The organism is Mycolicibacterium duvalii, assembly GCF_010726645.1.
In the GTDB taxonomy this organism is placed as follows: Bacteria; Actinomycetota; Actinomycetes; order Mycobacteriales; family Mycobacteriaceae; genus Mycobacterium; species Mycobacterium duvalii.
In genome coordinates this window covers 5,353,731-5,370,302 of sequence record NZ_AP022563.1, presented here as the reverse complement: position 1 = coordinate 5,370,302, position 16,572 = coordinate 5,353,731, and the positions used below count along the sequence as shown (strand labels likewise).

19 protein-coding genes are annotated in these 16,572 nt (G+C 69.5%); 12 read left to right on the top strand and 7 right to left on the bottom strand.

The features are described 5' to 3' along the window. The first annotated feature begins 36 nt into the window (after positions 1 to 36). From G6N31_RS25500 to G6N31_RS25485, 4 genes are read left to right on the top strand one after another with little or no spacing between them, the layout of a single operon-like run. Complete coding sequence (locus G6N31_RS25500) at positions 37 to 840, top strand: FAD/NAD(P)-binding protein (RefSeq protein WP_098001837.1); 804 nt, start codon at positions 37 to 39, stop codon at positions 838 to 840. Then, the gene (locus G6N31_RS25495; protein ID WP_098001699.1) at positions 840 to 1,613 is read left to right on the top strand and encodes an NADH-quinone oxidoreductase subunit B family protein; all 774 of its coding nucleotides are present in this window, start codon (positions 840 to 842) and stop codon (positions 1,611 to 1,613) included. The genes G6N31_RS25500 and G6N31_RS25495 overlap by 1 nt, the downstream gene beginning before the upstream one ends. Further along, positions 1,597 to 2,889 (top strand): Ni/Fe hydrogenase subunit alpha, encoded by a 1,293-nt coding sequence (locus tag G6N31_RS25490; protein ID WP_098001701.1) that lies wholly within the window; start codon positions 1,597 to 1,599, stop codon positions 2,887 to 2,889. Before G6N31_RS25495 ends, G6N31_RS25490 begins: the two co-directional genes overlap by 17 nt. Further along, complete coding sequence (locus tag G6N31_RS25485) at positions 2,886 to 3,353, top strand: hydrogenase maturation protease (protein ID WP_163722383.1); 468 nt, start codon at positions 2,886 to 2,888, stop codon at positions 3,351 to 3,353. Before G6N31_RS25490 ends, G6N31_RS25485 begins: the two co-directional genes overlap by 4 nt. A 3-nt stretch (positions 3,354 to 3,356) precedes the next feature. Here the strand turns inward: G6N31_RS25485 and G6N31_RS25480 are convergent, their stop codons facing one another. Both G6N31_RS25480 and G6N31_RS25475 read right to left on the bottom strand, forming a co-directional pair. Further along, positions 3,357 to 5,045 (bottom strand): FAD-dependent oxidoreductase, encoded by a 1,689-nt coding sequence (locus G6N31_RS25480; RefSeq protein WP_098001705.1) that lies wholly within the window; start codon positions 5,043 to 5,045, stop codon positions 3,357 to 3,359. 18 nt (positions 5,046 to 5,063) lie between these two features. Continuing rightward, positions 5,064 to 6,092 carry an AurF N-oxygenase family protein gene (locus G6N31_RS25475; protein WP_098001707.1) on the bottom strand — a complete coding sequence of 343 codons (1,029 nt, stop codon included), beginning with the start codon at positions 6,090 to 6,092 and terminating at the stop codon, positions 5,064 to 5,066. A 243-nt stretch (positions 6,093 to 6,335) separates the two neighbouring features. Here G6N31_RS25475 and serC point away from each other — a divergent pair, with 243 nt between their 5' ends. Next, complete coding sequence (serC, locus tag G6N31_RS25470; RefSeq protein WP_098001709.1) at positions 6,336 to 7,451, top strand: phosphoserine transaminase; 1,116 nt, start codon at positions 6,336 to 6,338, stop codon at positions 7,449 to 7,451. A gap of 113 nt (positions 7,452 to 7,564) precedes the next feature. Beyond that, complete coding sequence (gene sepH / locus G6N31_RS25465) at positions 7,565 to 8,395, top strand: septation protein SepH (protein WP_098001711.1); 831 nt, start codon at positions 7,565 to 7,567, stop codon at positions 8,393 to 8,395. Here sepH and G6N31_RS25460 read toward each other — a convergent pair. Both G6N31_RS25460 and G6N31_RS25455 read right to left on the bottom strand, forming a co-directional pair. Next, entirely contained in the window at positions 8,363 to 8,644 is a 282-nt protein-coding gene (locus G6N31_RS25460; RefSeq protein WP_098001713.1) for a DUF2537 domain-containing protein, read from the bottom strand. The genes sepH and G6N31_RS25460 overlap by 33 nt on opposite strands. Then, a complete protein-coding gene (locus tag G6N31_RS25455; RefSeq protein ID WP_098001715.1) occupies positions 8,641 to 9,504 on the bottom strand; it encodes a TrmH family RNA methyltransferase in 864 nt (287 codons plus the stop codon). Before G6N31_RS25455 ends, G6N31_RS25460 begins: the two co-directional genes overlap by 4 nt. 82 nt (positions 9,505 to 9,586) lie before the next feature. Here G6N31_RS25455 and G6N31_RS25450 point away from each other — a divergent pair, with 82 nt between their 5' ends. Beyond that, positions 9,587 to 9,832: a DUF2530 domain-containing protein gene (locus G6N31_RS25450; RefSeq protein WP_098001717.1), complete on the top strand. Its 246-nt coding sequence runs from the start codon at positions 9,587 to 9,589 to the stop codon at positions 9,830 to 9,832. A 22-nt stretch (positions 9,833 to 9,854) separates the two neighbouring features. Then, positions 9,855 to 10,316: an SRPBCC family protein gene (locus tag G6N31_RS25445; protein ID WP_098001719.1), complete on the top strand. Its 462-nt coding sequence runs from the start codon at positions 9,855 to 9,857 to the stop codon at positions 10,314 to 10,316. Here G6N31_RS25445 and G6N31_RS25440 read toward each other — a convergent pair. Next, on the bottom strand, positions 10,313 to 11,113 hold the full coding sequence (locus G6N31_RS25440; protein ID WP_098001721.1) for a DUF3027 domain-containing protein: 801 nt from the start codon (positions 11,111 to 11,113) through the stop codon (positions 10,313 to 10,315). The two genes, G6N31_RS25445 and G6N31_RS25440, sit on opposite strands and share 4 nt — an antisense overlap. Before the next feature lie 70 nt (positions 11,114 to 11,183). Between G6N31_RS25440 and G6N31_RS25435 the strand changes: the two genes are divergently transcribed. Both G6N31_RS25435 and G6N31_RS25430 read left to right on the top strand, forming a co-directional pair. Continuing rightward, on the top strand, positions 11,184 to 12,908 hold the full coding sequence (locus G6N31_RS25435) for an MFS transporter (protein ID WP_098001723.1): 1,725 nt from the start codon (positions 11,184 to 11,186) through the stop codon (positions 12,906 to 12,908). Then, positions 12,905 to 13,387 carry a DUF2771 domain-containing protein gene (locus G6N31_RS25430; RefSeq protein ID WP_098001725.1) on the top strand — a complete coding sequence of 161 codons (483 nt, stop codon included), beginning with the start codon at positions 12,905 to 12,907 and terminating at the stop codon, positions 13,385 to 13,387. The genes G6N31_RS25435 and G6N31_RS25430 overlap by 4 nt, the downstream gene beginning before the upstream one ends. A gap of 3 nt (positions 13,388 to 13,390) precedes the next feature. On the opposite strand, the gene G6N31_RS25425 is transcribed toward G6N31_RS25430, so the two are convergent. Both G6N31_RS25425 and G6N31_RS25420 read right to left on the bottom strand, forming a co-directional pair. Continuing rightward, positions 13,391 to 14,413, bottom strand: a complete 1,023-nt coding sequence (locus G6N31_RS25425; RefSeq protein ID WP_098001727.1) for a glutathione S-transferase family protein — start codon at positions 14,411 to 14,413, stop codon at positions 13,391 to 13,393. 105 nt (positions 14,414 to 14,518) lie between these two features. Then, positions 14,519 to 14,929, bottom strand: coding sequence for a cold-shock protein (locus G6N31_RS25420; RefSeq protein WP_098001729.1), 411 nt, complete (start codon positions 14,927 to 14,929; stop codon positions 14,519 to 14,521). 166 nt (positions 14,930 to 15,095) lie between these two features. Here G6N31_RS25420 and G6N31_RS25415 point away from each other — a divergent pair, with 166 nt between their 5' ends. Then, positions 15,096 to 15,512, top strand: a complete 417-nt coding sequence (locus G6N31_RS25415) for a YccF domain-containing protein (protein ID WP_098001731.1) — start codon at positions 15,096 to 15,098, stop codon at positions 15,510 to 15,512. Further along, the gene (gene moaA / locus G6N31_RS25410; RefSeq protein WP_098001733.1) at positions 15,509 to 16,570 is read left to right on the top strand and encodes a GTP 3',8-cyclase MoaA; all 1,062 of its coding nucleotides are present in this window, start codon (positions 15,509 to 15,511) and stop codon (positions 16,568 to 16,570) included. The genes G6N31_RS25415 and moaA overlap by 4 nt, the downstream gene beginning before the upstream one ends. Positions 16,571 to 16,572 lie beyond the last annotated feature (2 nt).

Sequence of the window (16,572 nt, the reverse complement as noted above, 5' to 3'; positions counted from 1 at the left end):
GAGTTGTCCGCCGGCCGGACCACCGACGCGGACACCATGCTGGCCCACCGGGTCGTCGACCGGATCACCCAGACCTCCGACACGGTGACACTGATTCTCGAACCCACCCGGCAAGCCGCCCAACCGTTTCGGGCCGGACAGTTCATGATGCTCTACCGCCACGGGATCGGCGAGATAGCGATCTCGGTCAGCGGAGACCCCGCCCGCGCCGGGTTCCTCGAGCACACCATCCGCGCGGTCGGGGCCGTCAGCCGTGCGCTGCACGACACCCCCGTCGGTGGCCTGGTCGGCGTGCGCGGACCGTTCGGCACCGGCTGGCAACCGGAATCGGCCATCGGCCGCGACCTGGTGATCGTCGCCGGCGGGGTCGGGCTGGCGCCGTTGCGGCCGCTGGTCCTCGCCGTCCTCGCCGCCCGTGGCAGCTACCGGCGCGTCGTGCTCATCACCGGGGCCCGCAGTCCGGCCGACATGCTGTTCCGCGGCGATCAGCACCGTTGGGCCGCAGCCGGACTCGAACTGCACCAGACGGTCGACCGGCCCGCGGCGAGCTGGACCGGCCAGGTCGGGTTCGTCACCGAGCCGCTGGCCCGCCTGCACCTCGACCCGGGCCGCACCTCCGCCTTCCTGTGCGGACCCGAACCCATGATGCAGTTCTGCGCGCGTGCCCTGCTGGCCAAAAAAGTTGCTGCTCAGGACATTCGGATCTCGTTGGAACGCAACATGCAGTGCGGCGTCGCCCGCTGCGGGCACTGCCAGCTCGGCCCCCTGCTGCTGTGCCGGGACGGCCCCATCGTCGACTACGCCACGGCGCAGCCCCTGCTGTCGGTGCCGGAGCTGTGATGGCCACCCCGACTTTGGCGGTGTGGAAGTTCACCTCCTGCGACGGTTGCCAACTGAGCCTGCTGGACTGTGAGGACGAACTGCTGACGCTGGCCGGCCAGGTCCGCATCGCGCACTTCCTGGAGGCCTCCAGCGCGGTCCTCCCGGGGCCCTACGACGTGTCGCTGGTAGAGGGTTCGATCAGCACGCCCGACGAACGGCGGCGCATCCTCGAGATCCGGGAGCAGTCCACCACATTGGTCGTCATCGGTGCCTGCGCCACCCATGGCGGCATCCAGGCGCTGCGCAACTTCGCCGACGTCACCGAATACCTGTCGGTCGTCTACGCCTCTCCGCAGTACATTTCGACGCTGGACACCGTCACCCCGATCTCGGCGCACGTGCGGGTGGACTACGAGTTGCGCGGCTGTCCGATCGACCGTCGCCAACTGCTCGACACGCTGACCGCACTGCTGGCCGGACGCAAGCCCGACCTGCCCGACACCAGCGTCTGCACCGAATGCAAACGCCGCGGCACCACCTGCATCACGGTGTCCCAAGGCATCCCCTGCCTCGGGCCGGTGACCCACGCCGGCTGCGGTGCGCTGTGCCCCACCTACAACCGCGGCTGCTTCGGCTGCTTCGGCCCGATGACGGCCCCCAACGTGGGTGCGCTGCTACCGATCCTGCGGATCAACGGAATGCCGGCCGAAGCCGTCGACCGCGCATTCGCCACGTTCGCCGCGGCGGCACCCGAATTCGCCGAACGGAGCATCGATGAGCCACCGCAGTAGACAACTGCGGGTCAGCTCGCTGGCCCGCGTCGAAGGCGAAGGAGCGCTGAAGGTGGTGGTCTCCGGCGGCACCGTCGAACGCGCCGAGCTCGCCATCTACGAACCGCCCCGGTTCTTCGAGGCGTTCCTGCGCGGCCGGGCCTTTACCGAGCCGCCGGACATCACCGCCCGGATCTGCGGCATCTGTCCGGTCGCCTACCAGGTCAGCGCATGCAACGCGATCGAGCAACTGTGCGGTGCCGAACTCGACCCGCCGCTCGCGGCACTGCGCAGGTTGCTCTACTGCGGCGAATGGATCTCCAGCCACACCCTGCACATCCATCTGCTGCACCTGCCCGACTTTCTCGGCTATCCCGATGCCGTTGCGCTGGCTGCCGACCACCGTGAGCTCGTCGAGCACGGTCTGGCGGTGAAGAAGGCCGGCAACGCGCTACTGGAACTGATCGGTGGCCGTCCCATCCACCCGATCAACGTCCGCGTCGGCGGCTTCTACTCGACCCCCGAGCCGGCCGAGCTGGCGACACTCGCCGAGGCGCTGCGGCGTGCGCGCGACCTCACCATCGACACCGCGCGCCGGGCCGCCCGGTTCGACTTCCCCGATGGGGACCTCGACCACGAACTGCTCGCCGTGACCCACCCCGACCGCTACGCGATCGAGTGCGGCGACATGCACTCCACCACCGGACTGGCTTTCTCCCCCAACGAGTTCACCGACCACGTCGTCGAACATCAGGTACCGCATTCCACTGCACTGCACGCTCGTCTGGACGGGCGGCGTTACCTGACCGGGCCGCTGGCCCGTTACACCCTGAACTATCGCCACCTCTCTCCGCTGGCCCAGCAGGTCGCCGTCGACGTCGGGCTCGGCCCCGAATGCCGAAATCCGTTCCGCAGCATTCTGGTCCGTGCCGTCGAGGTGGTCTATGCACTCGACGAGGCGCTGCGCCTGATCGCCGACTATGAGCGTCCGGCGCGCGCCGCGGTCCCCGTGGCGCCGCGTGCCGGGATCGGTCACGGCGTGAGCGAGGCGCCCCGCGGCCTGCTCTACCACCGCTACGAACTCGACGACGCCGGCCTCATCCGCTCGGCCACCATCGTCCCGCCCACCTCACAGAACCAATCGGCCATCGAGGACGACCTGCGTCGCGTCACGCAGGACAATCTCGCCCTCGATGACGACAGCCTGATCCGGTTGTGCGAACGCACCATCCGCAACTACGACCCGTGCATCTCGTGTGCGGCACATTTTCTCGAACTGGAACGGATTCAGGTGTGACGGATCCGCGGGCGGTGGTGATCGGCATCGGCAACCGCTTCCGCAGCGATGACGCAATCGGCCCGGTCGTCGCGGCGCGCCTCGAGGAGCTGGCGCTGCCGGGTGTGTTGGTGACGGTCTGTGACGGGGAGCCCGCCGGGCTCCTCGACACCTGGGCCGGTGTCGATCTGGCGGTCATCATCGACGCGGTCCGGTGCGAACCGGCGACCCCGGGCCGGATCTGGCGCACCACGATCGACGAGGTGTGCGGCCTCCCGTCGGCGACCAGTTCGCACGCGGTCGGTATCCCCGAGGCGGTGCGGCTGGGCCAGGCGCTCGGCCGGGTGCCCGCCGAACTGGTCGTCATCGCCGTGGAGGCGGACAGCCTCGTCCTCGGCGACGGGCTCTCCGGACCGGTCGCCGCCGCCGCGCCCGAGGTCCTCCGAACGGTCCTGCGGGAGCTGTCGCGGGTCGGGGTCGGTTGAACCTCAGCGGCGCAGGCCGGCCAGCAGGCGGCGGTGCAACGGTGGTTCGGGCGCCGCGGCGGCAGCCGCGGTCAGCTCGGCGACTGAGGTGAACTTTCCGCGGGGGCGGCGACCACCACCGCGGGCGACCTCGGCATCGTCGATCGCTTTCCACCCCCGGCGGTCGATCACCTCGGGACACCGGGCCCGCACCGCGCGTTCCAGCGCCGCCGGACTGCCGACCGGTTCGGTCAGCATCCCGTCGTTGAAGTCGGCGACCAGCGAGCGCACCGTCTCTGCGGCGCAGGACTTGTTGGTTCCGATGAACCCCGTGGGTCCGCGTTTGATCCAGCCCGCCACATAGGCGCCCGGCACTGCGGCGCCGGTCGCGGGATCGACGACGCGCCCCCCGGCGTTGGGTACCACCGCCGCAGCGTCGTCGAAGGGCAGCCCGGGAATCGGCCTGCCGCGGTAGCCGATCGAGGTCAGCACCAGTCCGGCGGGCAGCTCACACGTCTGGTCGGTTCCGGTCAGCGTGAACTCGATACCGGTCACCCGCTGCTCCCCTGCCACCCGATGGGGGGTCAGGTGGTAGGCCAGGCGGATGCGCGGTCGGGCGCCCGGCGCGGAGTCGTCGCCGGCGTCGCCCAGCGTGGACAACACCTCGAGCTTGTTGCGGGTCAACGGATCTGTCTCCTCGGCCAGCGCGACGAGCACCCGGTCGCGGTCTTCGGCGTCGAGCACCACTTCGCAGGTCGAGACCAGCCCGATCAGTTCGGGCAGCGTGAACGCCGACGCCTCGGGCCCGCGGCGAGCGGCGATCACGACCTCCCGCACCCGGGAGGCCCGCAGGGCGGCCAGCGCATAATCGGCGATGTCGGTGTCCGCCAACAGGTCCGGGTCGGTGGTGAGGATGCGCGCCACGTCCAGCGCCACGTTGCCGTTGCCGACGATGACGACGCGCTCACCGCTCAGATCGACGGCCAGATCGGTGAATTCGGGGTGACCGTTGTACCAGGCCACCATCTCGGTTGCGGTCGCGGTACCGGGCAGATCGATGCCGTCGATGTCGAGACGGCGGTCGTTGGGCGCGCCCACTGCGTAGAGCACGGCGTGATGGTGGGCCAGCAAGTCGTCATGGCTGAGGTGGTGGCCCACCTCGACGTTGAGATAGAACGCAAAGCCGTCGGACTGCGAGATCCGGTCGAACAGGGTGGTGACGCGTTTGGTGCTCTGATGGTCCGGCGCCACCCCGGCTCGCACCAATCCGTAAGGTGTGGGCAGCTTCTCGAACACGTTGACCTCGACGTCGCGCTGGGTCAGCAGCTCGTCGGCGGCGTACATCGCCGCGGGCCCGGACCCGACGATCGCGACCCGCAACGGACTCCCCGGCCGCGAGTGCACCACGGGGGCTTCGGCCACCGGCGCCAGCTTCGAGGTAGGGGGCAGTTTGCCGTCCCGCTCGGGATAGAACGCGGCGTTGAGTTCGACGAACGGCAACTGCGCGGGCGTCAGTTTGGTGTCGGGTGCGATCGCCCCGACCGGGCAGGCCGACACGCAGGCCCCGCAGTCCACACAGGCGACCGGGTCGATGTAGAGCATCTCGGCCGTCGCGAATCCGGGCTCGTCGGGCGTCGGGTGAATGCAGTTGACCGGGCAGGCATAGACGCAGGACCCGTCGCTGCAACACGACTGGGTGATCACATGAGGCATGTCGCGAGAGCCCTGGCCTTAAGCCGCGCTGACCACGTGCTGGCGCGCCGGCTCGCTGCGATAGCGGCTGGGCGGACCGTCGATCTTGCAGATCCGCCACATCAGCTTGGCGAACGGATTCATCAGGCCGGTGTCGTGGCAGAGCATGCGGACATCGCCGAACATGTCGCGCAGGAACTGCCGGGCCTGCGGACTTCTGAAGAAGATCTCCTTCTTCACCGAGCGCGGGATGTCGAACTCCTGCCAGAATGCTTTCGGCGGCACGATGATCGCCTGGCAGAGCACCCGCATGATGAGCGGCACGGTGAGCGACAGCCCGAACCGTTCGGCCCGAGCCAGATGCGGGACCCGCTTACGCAGGTACTCGTGGGCGAACGAAATGTGGCGCGCCTCCTCGGCGACGTGGATGGCCATCACCCGCTCCATGATTGGATGCAGCGACTTGCCTTCCCGCAGCACGGCTTTCTGCGTGTGGTCGATCGGCTCCTCACCGGCGAGCACACCGAAGAAGAACGGGACTGGCCGCGGTCCGGCGACCAGCGGGATGAACTGCGACAACCACTTGAGGACGCGGGGCATGCCTGGTACGTCGACGCCGATGCGGTTGACCATCTCCTGGAACATCATGGTGTGGTTGCACTCTTCGACCGACTCGTGCAGGCAGTAGCGATACTCCGGCGAGCCGTTGGGCACCCAGAACGCGTAGTTCATCAGACCGCGGATCAGGATCGACTCGAAGTGCAGACCGACCTTGGCGACGTTGGCCTGGCGCCACATGCCGATCTCGATCTGACGCTCTCGGGTCTGCGCCTGGTACCAGGGATGTTGGCCGATCGGGTCGGTCGCCGGCAGAATCCAGCGATCATCGTTGGGTGTCACCTGGAACTCGGGCGAGTCCCAATCGATGTCGGTGTAGGGGTTGAAGTTGCGCCGTACCGATCCCTCGGACAGCGTCTGCAGCGTGTCGACGTACTCGGCGTCATCGAGGACGTCCATGTTCTTGCGCCAGCGGCGAACGATGCGCGTCCGTGCGGTCTTGACTGCCATCCTGGGCCTCCCATGCCTCGGAGCTGAGGTTTACATTCGTCGGCTCGATGTCTAAGGACAGTACCCACGGTCCCAGGAATTAACCAGGCTTTTCTCGCTGCTGTGCGGCAGCCGGGTAATCCCCGTCACATGTGATGCGGATCACGGCAGCGAATGCCGTCACGTCCTGCGTGCGGACCCGCCGCGACGAGTCCGTCGACGGCGATTCGCTCCGGTTCGTCCGTCGGTTTTAGGCTGGCCACCATGGCCGCGAACCTGACCATTCCCGCCGACCTCAAACCGACCGACGGCCGTTTCGGCTGCGGGCCGTCGAAGGTGCGTCCCCAGCAGTTGCAGGCGCTGGCCGCCGCCGGTGACCTGTTCGGCACCTCCCACCGGCAGGCGCCGGTCAAGAACCTGGTCGGCCGGGTGCGGGACGGCCTCCGCGAGTTGTTCGCACTGCCCGACGGCTACGAGGTGATCCTCGGCAACGGCGGGTCCACCGCGTTCTGGGATGCCGCCGCGTTCGGGCTGGTCGAGCAGCGATCACTGCACCTGACCTACGGCGAGTTCAGCGCCAAGTTCGCCTCGGCGGTGGCCAAGAACCCGTTCGTCGGCGACCCGATCGTCATCAAGGCCGATCCGGGCAGCGCGCCCAGCCCGCAGTCCGATCCGTCGGCCGACCTGATCGCCTGGGCGCACAACGAGACGTCGACGGGGGTGGCGGTCCCGGTGCAACGCCCCGCGGGTGCCGGCGAGGCGTTGATCGCGATCGACGCCACCTCCGCGGCCGGCGGTCTGCCCGTCGACATCACCCAGGCCGACGTCTACTACTTCGCACCGCAGAAGAACTTCGCCGGTGACGGCGGCCTGTGGCTGGCGATCCTGTCCCCGGCCGCGCTGGCCCGCGTCGACGCGATCGCGAGCTCGGGTCGGTGGGTGCCGGAGTTCCTGTCGCTGCCGATCGCGATCGAGAACAGCCTCAAGAACCAGACCTACAACACCCCGGCCATCGCCACCCTGGTGCTGCTCGCAGAGCAGATCGACTGGATGTTGGGCAACGGTGGGCTGGACTGGGCGACCGCGCGCACCGCCGACACGTCCTCGAGGCTGTATTCCTGGGCGGAAGCCTCCTCGTTCGCCACCCCCTTCGTCACCGACCCGGCGCTGCGCTCGGCGGTGGTCGGCACCGTCGACTTCGCCGAGGGTGTCGACGCGGCCGCCGTCGCGGCCACGCTGCGCGCCAACGGCATCGTCGACACCGAGCCCTACCGCAAGCTCGGGCGCAACCAACTGCGGGTCGGCATGTTCCCGGCAGTCGAGCCCGACGATGTCAGCGCGTTGACCGCGTGCATCGACTGGGTCGTGGAACGGCTCTGAAGGACCGATCCGAAAGACCGGGCCGCCCCGCCGCGTGTCAGCCCGGTTACGGATCGATAACACAGTAGGGTGACCTGCGTATCGGGCTCGGCGCCAGCCCGGAGGAGGTCGCAATGAGGGAACTCAGAGTCGTCGGACTCGACGTGGACGACACGCGCGGCACGCGGATCATCTGCGAGACCGACGAGCCCGCGGAGAAATTCGTGCTGCGCTCCGACGAGCGACTCAGGGCCGCCGTGCGCGGTGACCGGGCCGCGACGAACCAGACCACCATCAACGTCGAGGTGCCGAACATGCTGCGCCCCAGGGAGATCCAGTCCAGGATTCGCGCCGGCGCATCAGTCGAACAGATCGCCTCGGCCGCCGGAGTGGACCCCGCCCGCGTCGAGCGGTTCGCCCACCCGGTGCTGCTCGAGCGGGCCCGGGCCGCCGAACTGGCCACCGCCGCCCACCCGGTGCTCGCCGACGGCCCGTCGGTGCTCACGCTGCTCGAGACGGTGACCGCAGCGCTGATCGCGCGGGGCCTGGATCCCGACGCCGCCGCCTGGGACGCCTGGCGCAACGAGGACGGGCGCTGGACCGTGCAGTTGGCGTGGACCGCCGGACGCTCGGACCTGCAGGCCCATTTCCGCTATGCCCCCGGCGCGCACGGCGGCACCGTCACAGCCTTCGACGAGAACGCCGCCGAGCTGATCGACCCGAATTTCACCCGGACGCTGCGCCCCCTGGCCCCGGTCGCACAGCTCGCACTCGGCGAGCCTGAGGTCGCGCCGGCCCCGGCCGTCGAGCCCGAGGAACCGACGTCTACGCAAGCTCCGGCCCCGGCGCCGGAGCCCGCGCCCCAGGCGGCGCCCAAGGCCGCCCGGTCGCGCAAGGCCAAGCCCGCGGTGCCCGCCTGGGAAGACGTGCTGCTAGGCGTTCGCTCCAGTGGCGGCGAGCGCTAGCAGCGCCACCCACGCGCCGGCCACGCCGACGGCGCCGCCGAGCACGAACCAGCGCCACACCGGTGTTCGGCGCCAGCCCCACACCGTGGGCGCCAGCCCACCCACAGCGACGAGGTTCAGGCCCGCCGCCAGCAGCGGATGCACCCGCGCCAACCCGATGCTGAGCACGATGATCGCGGTCGCGATGACCGCGGCGACGAACGCCGCGACCGTCAGCCCGGTGGCCCACGGCGTCGACTCCTCGCTCACGTGCTCACCGTAGTCCGCAACCGGTCGCGCTCGTAGAACGCCAGCGCCGCAGCGGTGGCGACGTTGAGCGAGTCGGTTCCACGCGACATCGGGATCCGTACGCGCTGGTCGCTGGCGCGCATCGTATGCTCCTGCAGTCCCGGCCCCTCCGCGCCGACGAGGATCGCCACCGGCTGCCCCGCCCGCGGCGGCAGCGCCTCGGCCAGCGTCGCAGCCTGCGGGTCGGGTGTCATCGCGAGAATCTGAAAACCCTTGTCACGCAACACCTCCAGGTCGCCGGGCCAGTTCGCCGCCCGGGCGAACGGCACCAGCAACGCGTGCCCCATCGACACCCGCACCGCGCGCCGGTACAGCGGGTCGGCGCATCCGCTGCCGAAGACCACCGCGTCGACGCCGAGACCGGCCGCGTTGCGGAAGACCGAGCCGAGATTCTCGTGGTCGTTGACCCCTTCGAGCACGACGACGGTGGCGGCCCCGTCGAGCACCTGCGACACCGTCAGCTCCGGCGCCCGCGACGCCGATGCGAGCACGCCGCGGTTGAGGTGGAATCCGACCACTTGGGCCATCACCTCGGCGCTGACCCGGTAGAACGGCGCGTCGACACCGTCGAGGTCGGCACCCAGTTCGGTCAACCGCCGGTCGGTGCCGAGCAGCGCGCGCGGCGTGAACCGGGAGGCCAGCATGCGCTGGACCACCAACACCCCTTCGGCGATCACCAGGCCCTTGCCGCTGGGCAGATCGGGGCGGCGATCGACGCTGTTGAGGTCGCGAAAGTCGTCCAACCGCGGATCGGCGGGGTCGGCGACGTCCACCACCCTCGAGACCACGCCGGCGCCCCCGTCAATCGGCTTGCCGGTCATACCGTTTCGTATCCGGCGGACGGGGCGTTCACGGCGTCGAGACTACCCAGGCCCCGAACCCGATCGGTTACCTTGGTGCCCGATGAACGAAACCGTCCGGCCCCCCGCGCTGCCGGCGCGCCTGCTCTCGCCGTGGCCGATGATCCTGGTGATCGGCTCGGGCTGGCTGGTCGCGACGGTGCTGGCCTTCACCGTCGACACGCTGCACAGCTGGCGCCCCGTCACCCTGGCCGGGCTCGGCGTCGCCGTGGTTGGCACATCGATCTTTCTGTGGCAACGTCACGCCGTGCGCCGCGGATCGCGCGGCGCCCAGAGCGGCTTGACCTGAACGACACGAAGGAGAAAGCGCCATGGCAGCGCCCAAACTGCAAGCCCAGATCGACATCAACGCCCCGGTCGATAAGGTCTGGAGCCTGGTGTCGGACCTGAGCAAGATGCCGCAGTGGAGCCCGCAGTGCCGGTACATGAAGGCCCTCGGCGGTGTCCGCCCCGGCGCCCGCACGATCAACTTCAACCGGCGCGGGCTGCTGTTCTGGCCCACCACCAGCCGCATCACCGAGTTCGTGCCGCAGAAGAAGCTAGCCTTCCGGGTCAACGAGAACAACACCGTCTGGAGCTATGAGCTGGAGCCGACCGAGGCGGGTACGCGCCTGATCGAGACCCGCCACGCCGAGAACGGCACGTCGGCAATGTCGAACTTCCTGGTCGGCAAGTTCATGGGCGGGGTGCCGAGCTTCGAGGACGAGCTCGTCGAGGGCATGAACGCGTCGCTGACGCGCATCAAGAACGCCGCCGAAGGCAACGCGAGCTAGGAGGAGGGCCGGCTCTCGCCGGGGTCGACGACGTCGAGGACGCCGTCGTCGAACGGGTCGTACAACGGTGAGCCGGCCCCCTGCGGTGCGGGGGTGTCGGAGTGCGCACCGCAGCCGTATTCCGCGTCGACGACGTGGCCGTCGGCGGCGAGCTCGTTCGCGCAGACCCCGAACATCACACCGAGCGCACCGCCCAGCGGTAGGTAGAACCCACAGTCGCGGCACACCCGCCGCGTCGAACGGGCCATCGCCGAACCCGGGCCGTAGTCGCCGTCGTGCCAGCGCTGCGCGGCCTCGTTCCGGCCCCACAGACTGAGCACCTGACGGCGGCCGAGTCCGACCTCGACGGCGACGTCGTCGACCATCGGGTCGCCGGTCGCCGTATAGCCCGGCGCCAACCGCGGGTCCTCGGACGGCGGTGCCAGCAGGTCGCCGGGGCTCAGGTCCCCGGGGCGGACCCGCTCCTCCCAGGGCACCCATTTCGGGGCCAGCAGCGCCGTCGGACCGGGCACCAGCACCACCTCGCTGATGGTGGCGTGCTGCGCACCGGGGAATGCGGCGACCACCACCGCCCACTGCCATCCCCGGTAACCGGGCAGCTCTGCCAGGAACCGGTGGGTGGCCGACGTCGCGTCCTCGAAGCCGGCACCGAGGTATTCGCCGACGGTGTCCTCACCGCTGTGCTCGACGATCGCGGTGCGCGCATCGTCGACCGCTCCCAGGAGTACGGCCGCCACGTCGGGCGGCACATCCGGGGTCGGTGCCACGGCACGCTGAGACTCGGTCACGCTGTCCATCGTCGTCAATACTGCCCGAAGACGACCCGTGGTAGCCACACCGGTCGGCTGCGCGCGGAGTGTCGGGCCGATGGGGGACAATCGACCCGTGAGCGCCGAGCGACGTGACCAGCACGACCCGGAAGGTGGGTACGGCGCCCGCTACTACCCCCCTCGACCGCCGGCCGGGGAGCACCCGGGCATGGCCAACTACCCCAGTGACCCGGTCGCCGCCCCCGGCTCGCGAAGCTCTGCCGGCGGGCGCAACGCGAGCGGAAACCGTTGGTTGCCACCGCTGAACGACAGCGACAACCACCGCAGGTACGGGCGCTACGACGCCGATCCGGGCTGGTCGGGGTCGTCCTCGGGGGAACGGGTGACGGTGACGCGGGCGGCGGCCCAGCGCAGCCGCGAGATGGGCTCGAAAATGTACGGCCTGGTGCACCGGGCCGCCACCGCCGACGGCGCCGACAAGTCCGGGCTGACCGCGCTCACGTGGCCGGTGGTCGCCAACTTCGCCCTCGACGCGGCGATGGCGGTGGCGCTGGCCAACACCTTGTTCTTCGCGGCGGCCACCGGGGAGAGCAAGAGCAGGGTCGCGCTGTATCTGCTGATCACCATCGCACCGTTCGCGATCATCGCACCGCTGATCGGCCCGGCCCTGGACCGCCTGCAGCACGGTCGGCGGGTCGCGCTGGCCGCGTCGTTCGTCATCCGCACGGGGCTGGCGCTGGTGTTGATCGCCAACTTCGACAGCGCGACCGGCAGCTTCCCGTCCTGGGTTCTGTATCCGTGCGCGCTCGGGATGATGGTGCTGTCGAAGTCGTTCTCGGTGCTGCGCAGCGCGGTGACCCCCCGCGTCCTGCCCCCGACCATCGACCTGGTGCGGGTCAACTCGCGACTGACCATGTTCGGGCTGCTCGGCGGCACCATGATCGGCGGCGGCGTGGCCGCCGCCGCCGAGTGGGGGTTCCAGCTCTTCCAGATGCCGGGGGCGCTCTACATCGTGGTCGCGGTGTCGGTGGCCGGCGCGGCGCTGTCCATGCGTATCCCGAAATGGGTCGAGGTCACCGAGGGTGAGGTGCCGGCCACACTGAGCTACCACGGACACAGTGACGGCCACAGCGACGCCCTGCGCCGTGAGCCCCCGTCCAGGGGCGCTCGCAAGGCCCGCCAGCCCCTGGGGCGCAACGTCATCACCGCGCTGTGGGGCAACTGCACGGTCAAGGTGATGGTCGGCTTTCTGTTCCTGTATCCGGCGTTCGTGGCCAAGGCCCACGACGCGACCGGGTGGGAGCAACTGCGCATCCTCGGGCTGATCGGCGCGGCCGCAGCGGTCGGCAACTTCATCGGCAACTTCACCGCAGCACGGCTGGAACTGGGCCATCCGGCGCAGATGGTCGTGCGCTGCGCCGTCGCGGTGACGGCGATGGCGCTGGCCGCCGCAGTCACCGGCGACCTGCTCGTCGCCGCCGCGGCAACGCTGGTCACCTCCGGTGCGAGCGCGATCGCGAAGGCGTCGCTGGACGCGTCGCTGCAGGACGATCTACCCGAGGAGTCGCGGGCCTCGGCGTTCGGCCGATCGGAATCGCTCCTGCAGCTGGCCTGGGTCGCCGGTGGCGCCACCGGGGTGCTGATCTACACCGAGCTGTGGGCCGGGTTCACCACCGTCACCGCGATCCTGATTCTCGGTCTGGCCCAGACCGTGCTCAGCTATCGCGGGGAGTCCCTGGTGCCCGGACTGGGCGGCAACCGTCCGGTGCACGCCGAGCAGGAAGGCGGCTGGGTGGACCCGGCCGCGGTGACGCGGCCGTGAGACGTGTCCTCACCGCGCTGATCGCGGTTGCCGTGGTGGCCTCGGTCGCCACGGCCGTGCTGGTCTGGCAGCTGTCGCGTCACCACGGCCCCGACCTGCCCGAAATCTCGGCGTACTCGCACGGCAACCTCACGCGGGTCGGGCCCTACCGGTTCTGCCAGGTGCTCAACCCGACAGATTGCGTCGTTCCCGCCGAGCAGGGGCAGTTGCCCGTGAACCGCACCGACCCCGTGCAGGTGTCGCTGCCGTCGGCGATCGCCGATGCGCCGTGGGTGTTGCTGCGGGTCTACGAGGACGACTCGCTGGTCGAAGAGTTCCGGCCCGGGACCCGTCTGGCGGTGACCATTCCCACCGTCGACCCGTTCCTCGGGAGGTTGACCGGTGTGGCGGTGCATCTGCCGACGCTGGTGCGCGACGAGGACGGCAACGAGTTCCCGGTACCGCACGCCGAATGGTCGGTGCGCACGGTCTGGCCCTAGTTTTCAGTCAACCCGGTCCGCCGAGTGCCCGGCGGGCACGCGCTCGCCCTCGCGTGTCGGCCCCGGCGGGGTGCCGTCTCCGAACGGCCGGCCGCCGAGCCCTTCGCGACCGTGCGGGGTCAGCCAGCCGGAGAGATCCGGTCCCTTCGGCACGACACCGGTGGGGTTGATGTCCGAATGGACGATGTAATAGTGCTGCTTGATCTGCACGAAGTCGATGGTGTCCCCGAAACCCGGCGTCTGGAACAGATCTCGGGCATAGGCCCACAACACTGGCATCTCGGCCAGCTTGTGGCGATTGGTCTTGAAGTGACCGTGGTAGACGGGGTCGAACCGCGCCAGGGTGGTGAACAGCCGGACGTCGGCCTCGGTGATGGTGTCGCCGACCAGGTAGCGCTGCCCGGCCAGGCGCTCGGACAGCCAATCCAGCGCGGTGAACAACCGGTCGTAGGCCCGCTCGTAGGCGCGCTGGGACCCGGCGAAGCCGCAGCGGTACACCCCGTTGTTGACCTCGGTGTAGATCCGCTGGGCCACCTCGTCGATCTCGTCGCGCAGCGGTTCGGGGTAGAGCTGCGGCGCGCCGTCGCGGTGGTAGCGCGTCCACTCGGTCGACAAGTCCAACGTGATCTGGGCGAAGTCGTTGGTGACCACCGCGCCACTGGGGATGTCGACGATCGCCGGAACAGTGACGCCCTTGGGGTACTCCGGTATACGCGTGTTGTACGCCTCGCGCAGATACTCGATGCCCAGCACCGGGTCGCGGCCGCCGGGATCCAGATCGAACGTCCAGCTGCGTTCGTCGTGGGTGGGTCCGCAGAAGCCGATCGACAGCACGTCCTCGAGGCCGAGCAGCCGCCGCACGATGATCGCGCGGTTGGCCCACGGGCAGGCCCGCGCCACGACGAGCCGATAACGGCCCGGCTCCAGCGGGTAACCGTCGCGTCCATCGGCGGTGATCCGGGTGGTGATGTAGTCGGTGTCGCGATTGAACTCGCCGTCCGAGGTCGAGTCGGCCACATAACTCATGGCCGATTCATACCCCGGGGACGCGGCGCCGACCCGCGAAAGTGCTGTCAGCGTTGTGACGGCGAGAGCACCAACGACGCTCGGGGCCCCGCCGCAAGGCCTGCGTCAGCTGTCGAGTTCGCGTGCGACGGCCCGGACGACCTCGGAGACCCGGCGGGCCACCTTCCGATCGGGGTAGCGACCCTTGCGCAGCTCCGGCTGTACCGCACTCTCGAGCAGCGTGATCATGTCCTCGACCATGCCGTGCAACTCGTCGGGAGTGTGCTTCTTCTCCGCGGCCACGGCTTCCCGGCGCGTGCGGCTCAGGCTCGGCGGGGGGTCGATCAACGTGACGCTGAGTGCCTGGGGGCCACGCCGGCCGGCGGCCACGCCGAACTCGACACGCTGCCCGGCCTTGAGGCCTTCGACGCCGGCGGGCAGCGCCGAGGACCGCACATACACGTCCTCGCCGTCCTCCTGCGAGAGGAACCCGAAGCCCTTCTCCGCGTCGTACCACTTCACCCGGCCGGTCGGCACTGCTCTCACCTGCTGTCTGTCTGACGTCAACACTGCGCACCCGGACGGGTACATAAAGTAAGCGTCCCGCATTCCCGGGACGCGTCGTGCAAGATCCTACTCGGACGCCCGCGCGGCGAGCACCCCCTTATATCGGTAGGCTGCGGGCACCGCCGGAGGAAGAGTTATGCGCCTGATTCTCAATGTCATCTGGTTGATCTTCGGTGGCCTGTGGCTGGCTCTGGGCTATCTGCTCGCCGCGCTGATCTGCTTCGTCCTGATCATCACGATCCCGTTCGGCTTCGCTTCGCTGCGCATTGCGTTGTACGCGCTGTGGCCGTTCGGCAGGACCATCGTCGACAAGCCCGGCACCCGCCCCGGGGCGCTGATCGGCAACATCGTGTGGATCATCGTCGCCGGCATCTGGCTGGCGTTGGGGCACATCGTCAGCGCTGTGGCGATGGCGATCACCATCATCGGGATCCCGCTGGCCCTGGCGAACCTGAAGATGGTCCCGATCTCGCTGATGCCGTTGGGCAAGGAGATCGTCCCCGTCGACCAACCGAACCCGGCCACCGATACATATTTCGGAGCCGCCAGGTGACCGTCGTCTCGCTGGGAGTGCCCTCGGTACACCGACCGGTCGGTCCCGCCCCGGCCGACGGGCCGCTGGTCGACACCTTCGGCCGGGTGGCCACCGATCTGCGGGTCTCGCTGACCGACCTGTGCAATCTGCGGTGTACCTACTGCATGCCGGCCGAAGGTTTGGACTGGATGCCGTCCGACCAGAAGTTGCACGCTGGCGAACTGATGCGGCTGCTGCGCCTCGCGGTCACCCGGCTGGGTATCACGAGTGTGCGTTTCACCGGCGGCGAGCCGCTCGTGGTGCCGCACCTCGAGGAACTGGTCGCCGCGACCGCTGCGTTGCGCCCGCGGCCCGAGATCACGCTGACCACCAACGGTGTGGGCCTGGCAAGGCGGGCCGCCACGCTCAGGGAGGCCGGGCTGGACCGGATCAACGTCTCGTTGGACACGGTCGACGCGGCGCGGTTCGCGGCCATCACGCGCCGGGATCGACTCGATGACGTGCTGGCCGGGTTGCGTGCGGCCAAGGACGCCGGCCTGCACCCAGTGAAGGTCAACGCGGTCCTCGACCCGGTCTCCGGACGCGCGGACGCCGTGGAATTGCTGCGCTTCTGCCTGGAACACGGCTACCAGTTGCGCATCATCGAACAGATGCCGCTGGACGCGGGCCATTCGTGGCAGCGCGACCGCGTGCTGGACGCCGCGGAGATCCTGACTGCTCTGCGCCGGCATTTCACGCTGCAGCCCGATCCGCAGCCGCGGGGCTCGGCGCCCGCCCAGCTGTGGCAGGTCGTCGAGGGCACGAGGGTGCTCGGCCGAGTCGGCATCATCGCGTCGGTGTCCCAGGCGTTCTGCGCATCATGTGACCGCAGCCGGCTCACCGCTGACGGACAGGTGCGTAACTGCCTGTTCGCACGCGACGAGACCGATCTGCGCGCGCTGCTGCGGTCCGGCGCCGACGATGCGGCGCTCGAGGCCGCGTGGCGGCAGGCGATGTGGAGCAAGGCCGCGGGACACGGGATCAACGACCCCGATTTCGTCCAGCCCACTCGGCCCATGAGCGCGATCGGCGGTTGACG

What these genes read in the sequence shown, in the direction of transcription:
- G6N31_RS25500 (WP_098001837.1), top strand. Translation starts at nt 37, where the DNA reads ATGCTGGCCCACCGGGTCGTCGACCGGATCACCCAGACCTCCGACACG.
- G6N31_RS25495 (WP_098001699.1), top strand. Translation starts at nt 840, where the DNA reads ATGGCCACCCCGACTTTGGCGGTGTGGAAGTTCACCTCCTGCGACGGT.
- G6N31_RS25490 (WP_098001701.1), top strand. Translation starts at nt 1,597, where the DNA reads ATGAGCCACCGCAGTAGACAACTGCGGGTCAGCTCGCTGGCCCGCGTC.
- G6N31_RS25480 (WP_098001705.1), bottom strand. Translation starts at nt 5,045, where the DNA reads ATGCCTCATGTGATCACCCAGTCGTGTTGCAGCGACGGGTCCTGCGTC.
- G6N31_RS25475 (WP_098001707.1), bottom strand. Translation starts at nt 6,092, where the DNA reads ATGGCAGTCAAGACCGCACGGACGCGCATCGTTCGCCGCTGGCGCAAG.
- serC (WP_098001709.1), top strand. Translation starts at nt 6,336, where the DNA reads ATGGCCGCGAACCTGACCATTCCCGCCGACCTCAAACCGACCGACGGC.
- sepH (WP_098001711.1), top strand. Translation starts at nt 7,565, where the DNA reads ATGAGGGAACTCAGAGTCGTCGGACTCGACGTGGACGACACGCGCGGC.
- G6N31_RS25455 (WP_098001715.1), bottom strand. Translation starts at nt 9,504, where the DNA reads ATGACCGGCAAGCCGATTGACGGGGGCGCCGGCGTGGTCTCGAGGGTG.
- G6N31_RS25450 (WP_098001717.1), top strand. Translation starts at nt 9,587, where the DNA reads ATGAACGAAACCGTCCGGCCCCCCGCGCTGCCGGCGCGCCTGCTCTCG.
- G6N31_RS25445 (WP_098001719.1), top strand. Translation starts at nt 9,855, where the DNA reads ATGGCAGCGCCCAAACTGCAAGCCCAGATCGACATCAACGCCCCGGTC.
- G6N31_RS25440 (WP_098001721.1), bottom strand. Translation starts at nt 11,113, where the DNA reads ATGGACAGCGTGACCGAGTCTCAGCGTGCCGTGGCACCGACCCCGGAT.
- G6N31_RS25435 (WP_098001723.1), top strand. Translation starts at nt 11,184, where the DNA reads ATGGGGGACAATCGACCCGTGAGCGCCGAGCGACGTGACCAGCACGAC.
- G6N31_RS25425 (WP_098001727.1), bottom strand. Translation starts at nt 14,413, where the DNA reads ATGAGTTATGTGGCCGACTCGACCTCGGACGGCGAGTTCAATCGCGAC.
- G6N31_RS25415 (WP_098001731.1), top strand. Translation starts at nt 15,096, where the DNA reads ATGCGCCTGATTCTCAATGTCATCTGGTTGATCTTCGGTGGCCTGTGG.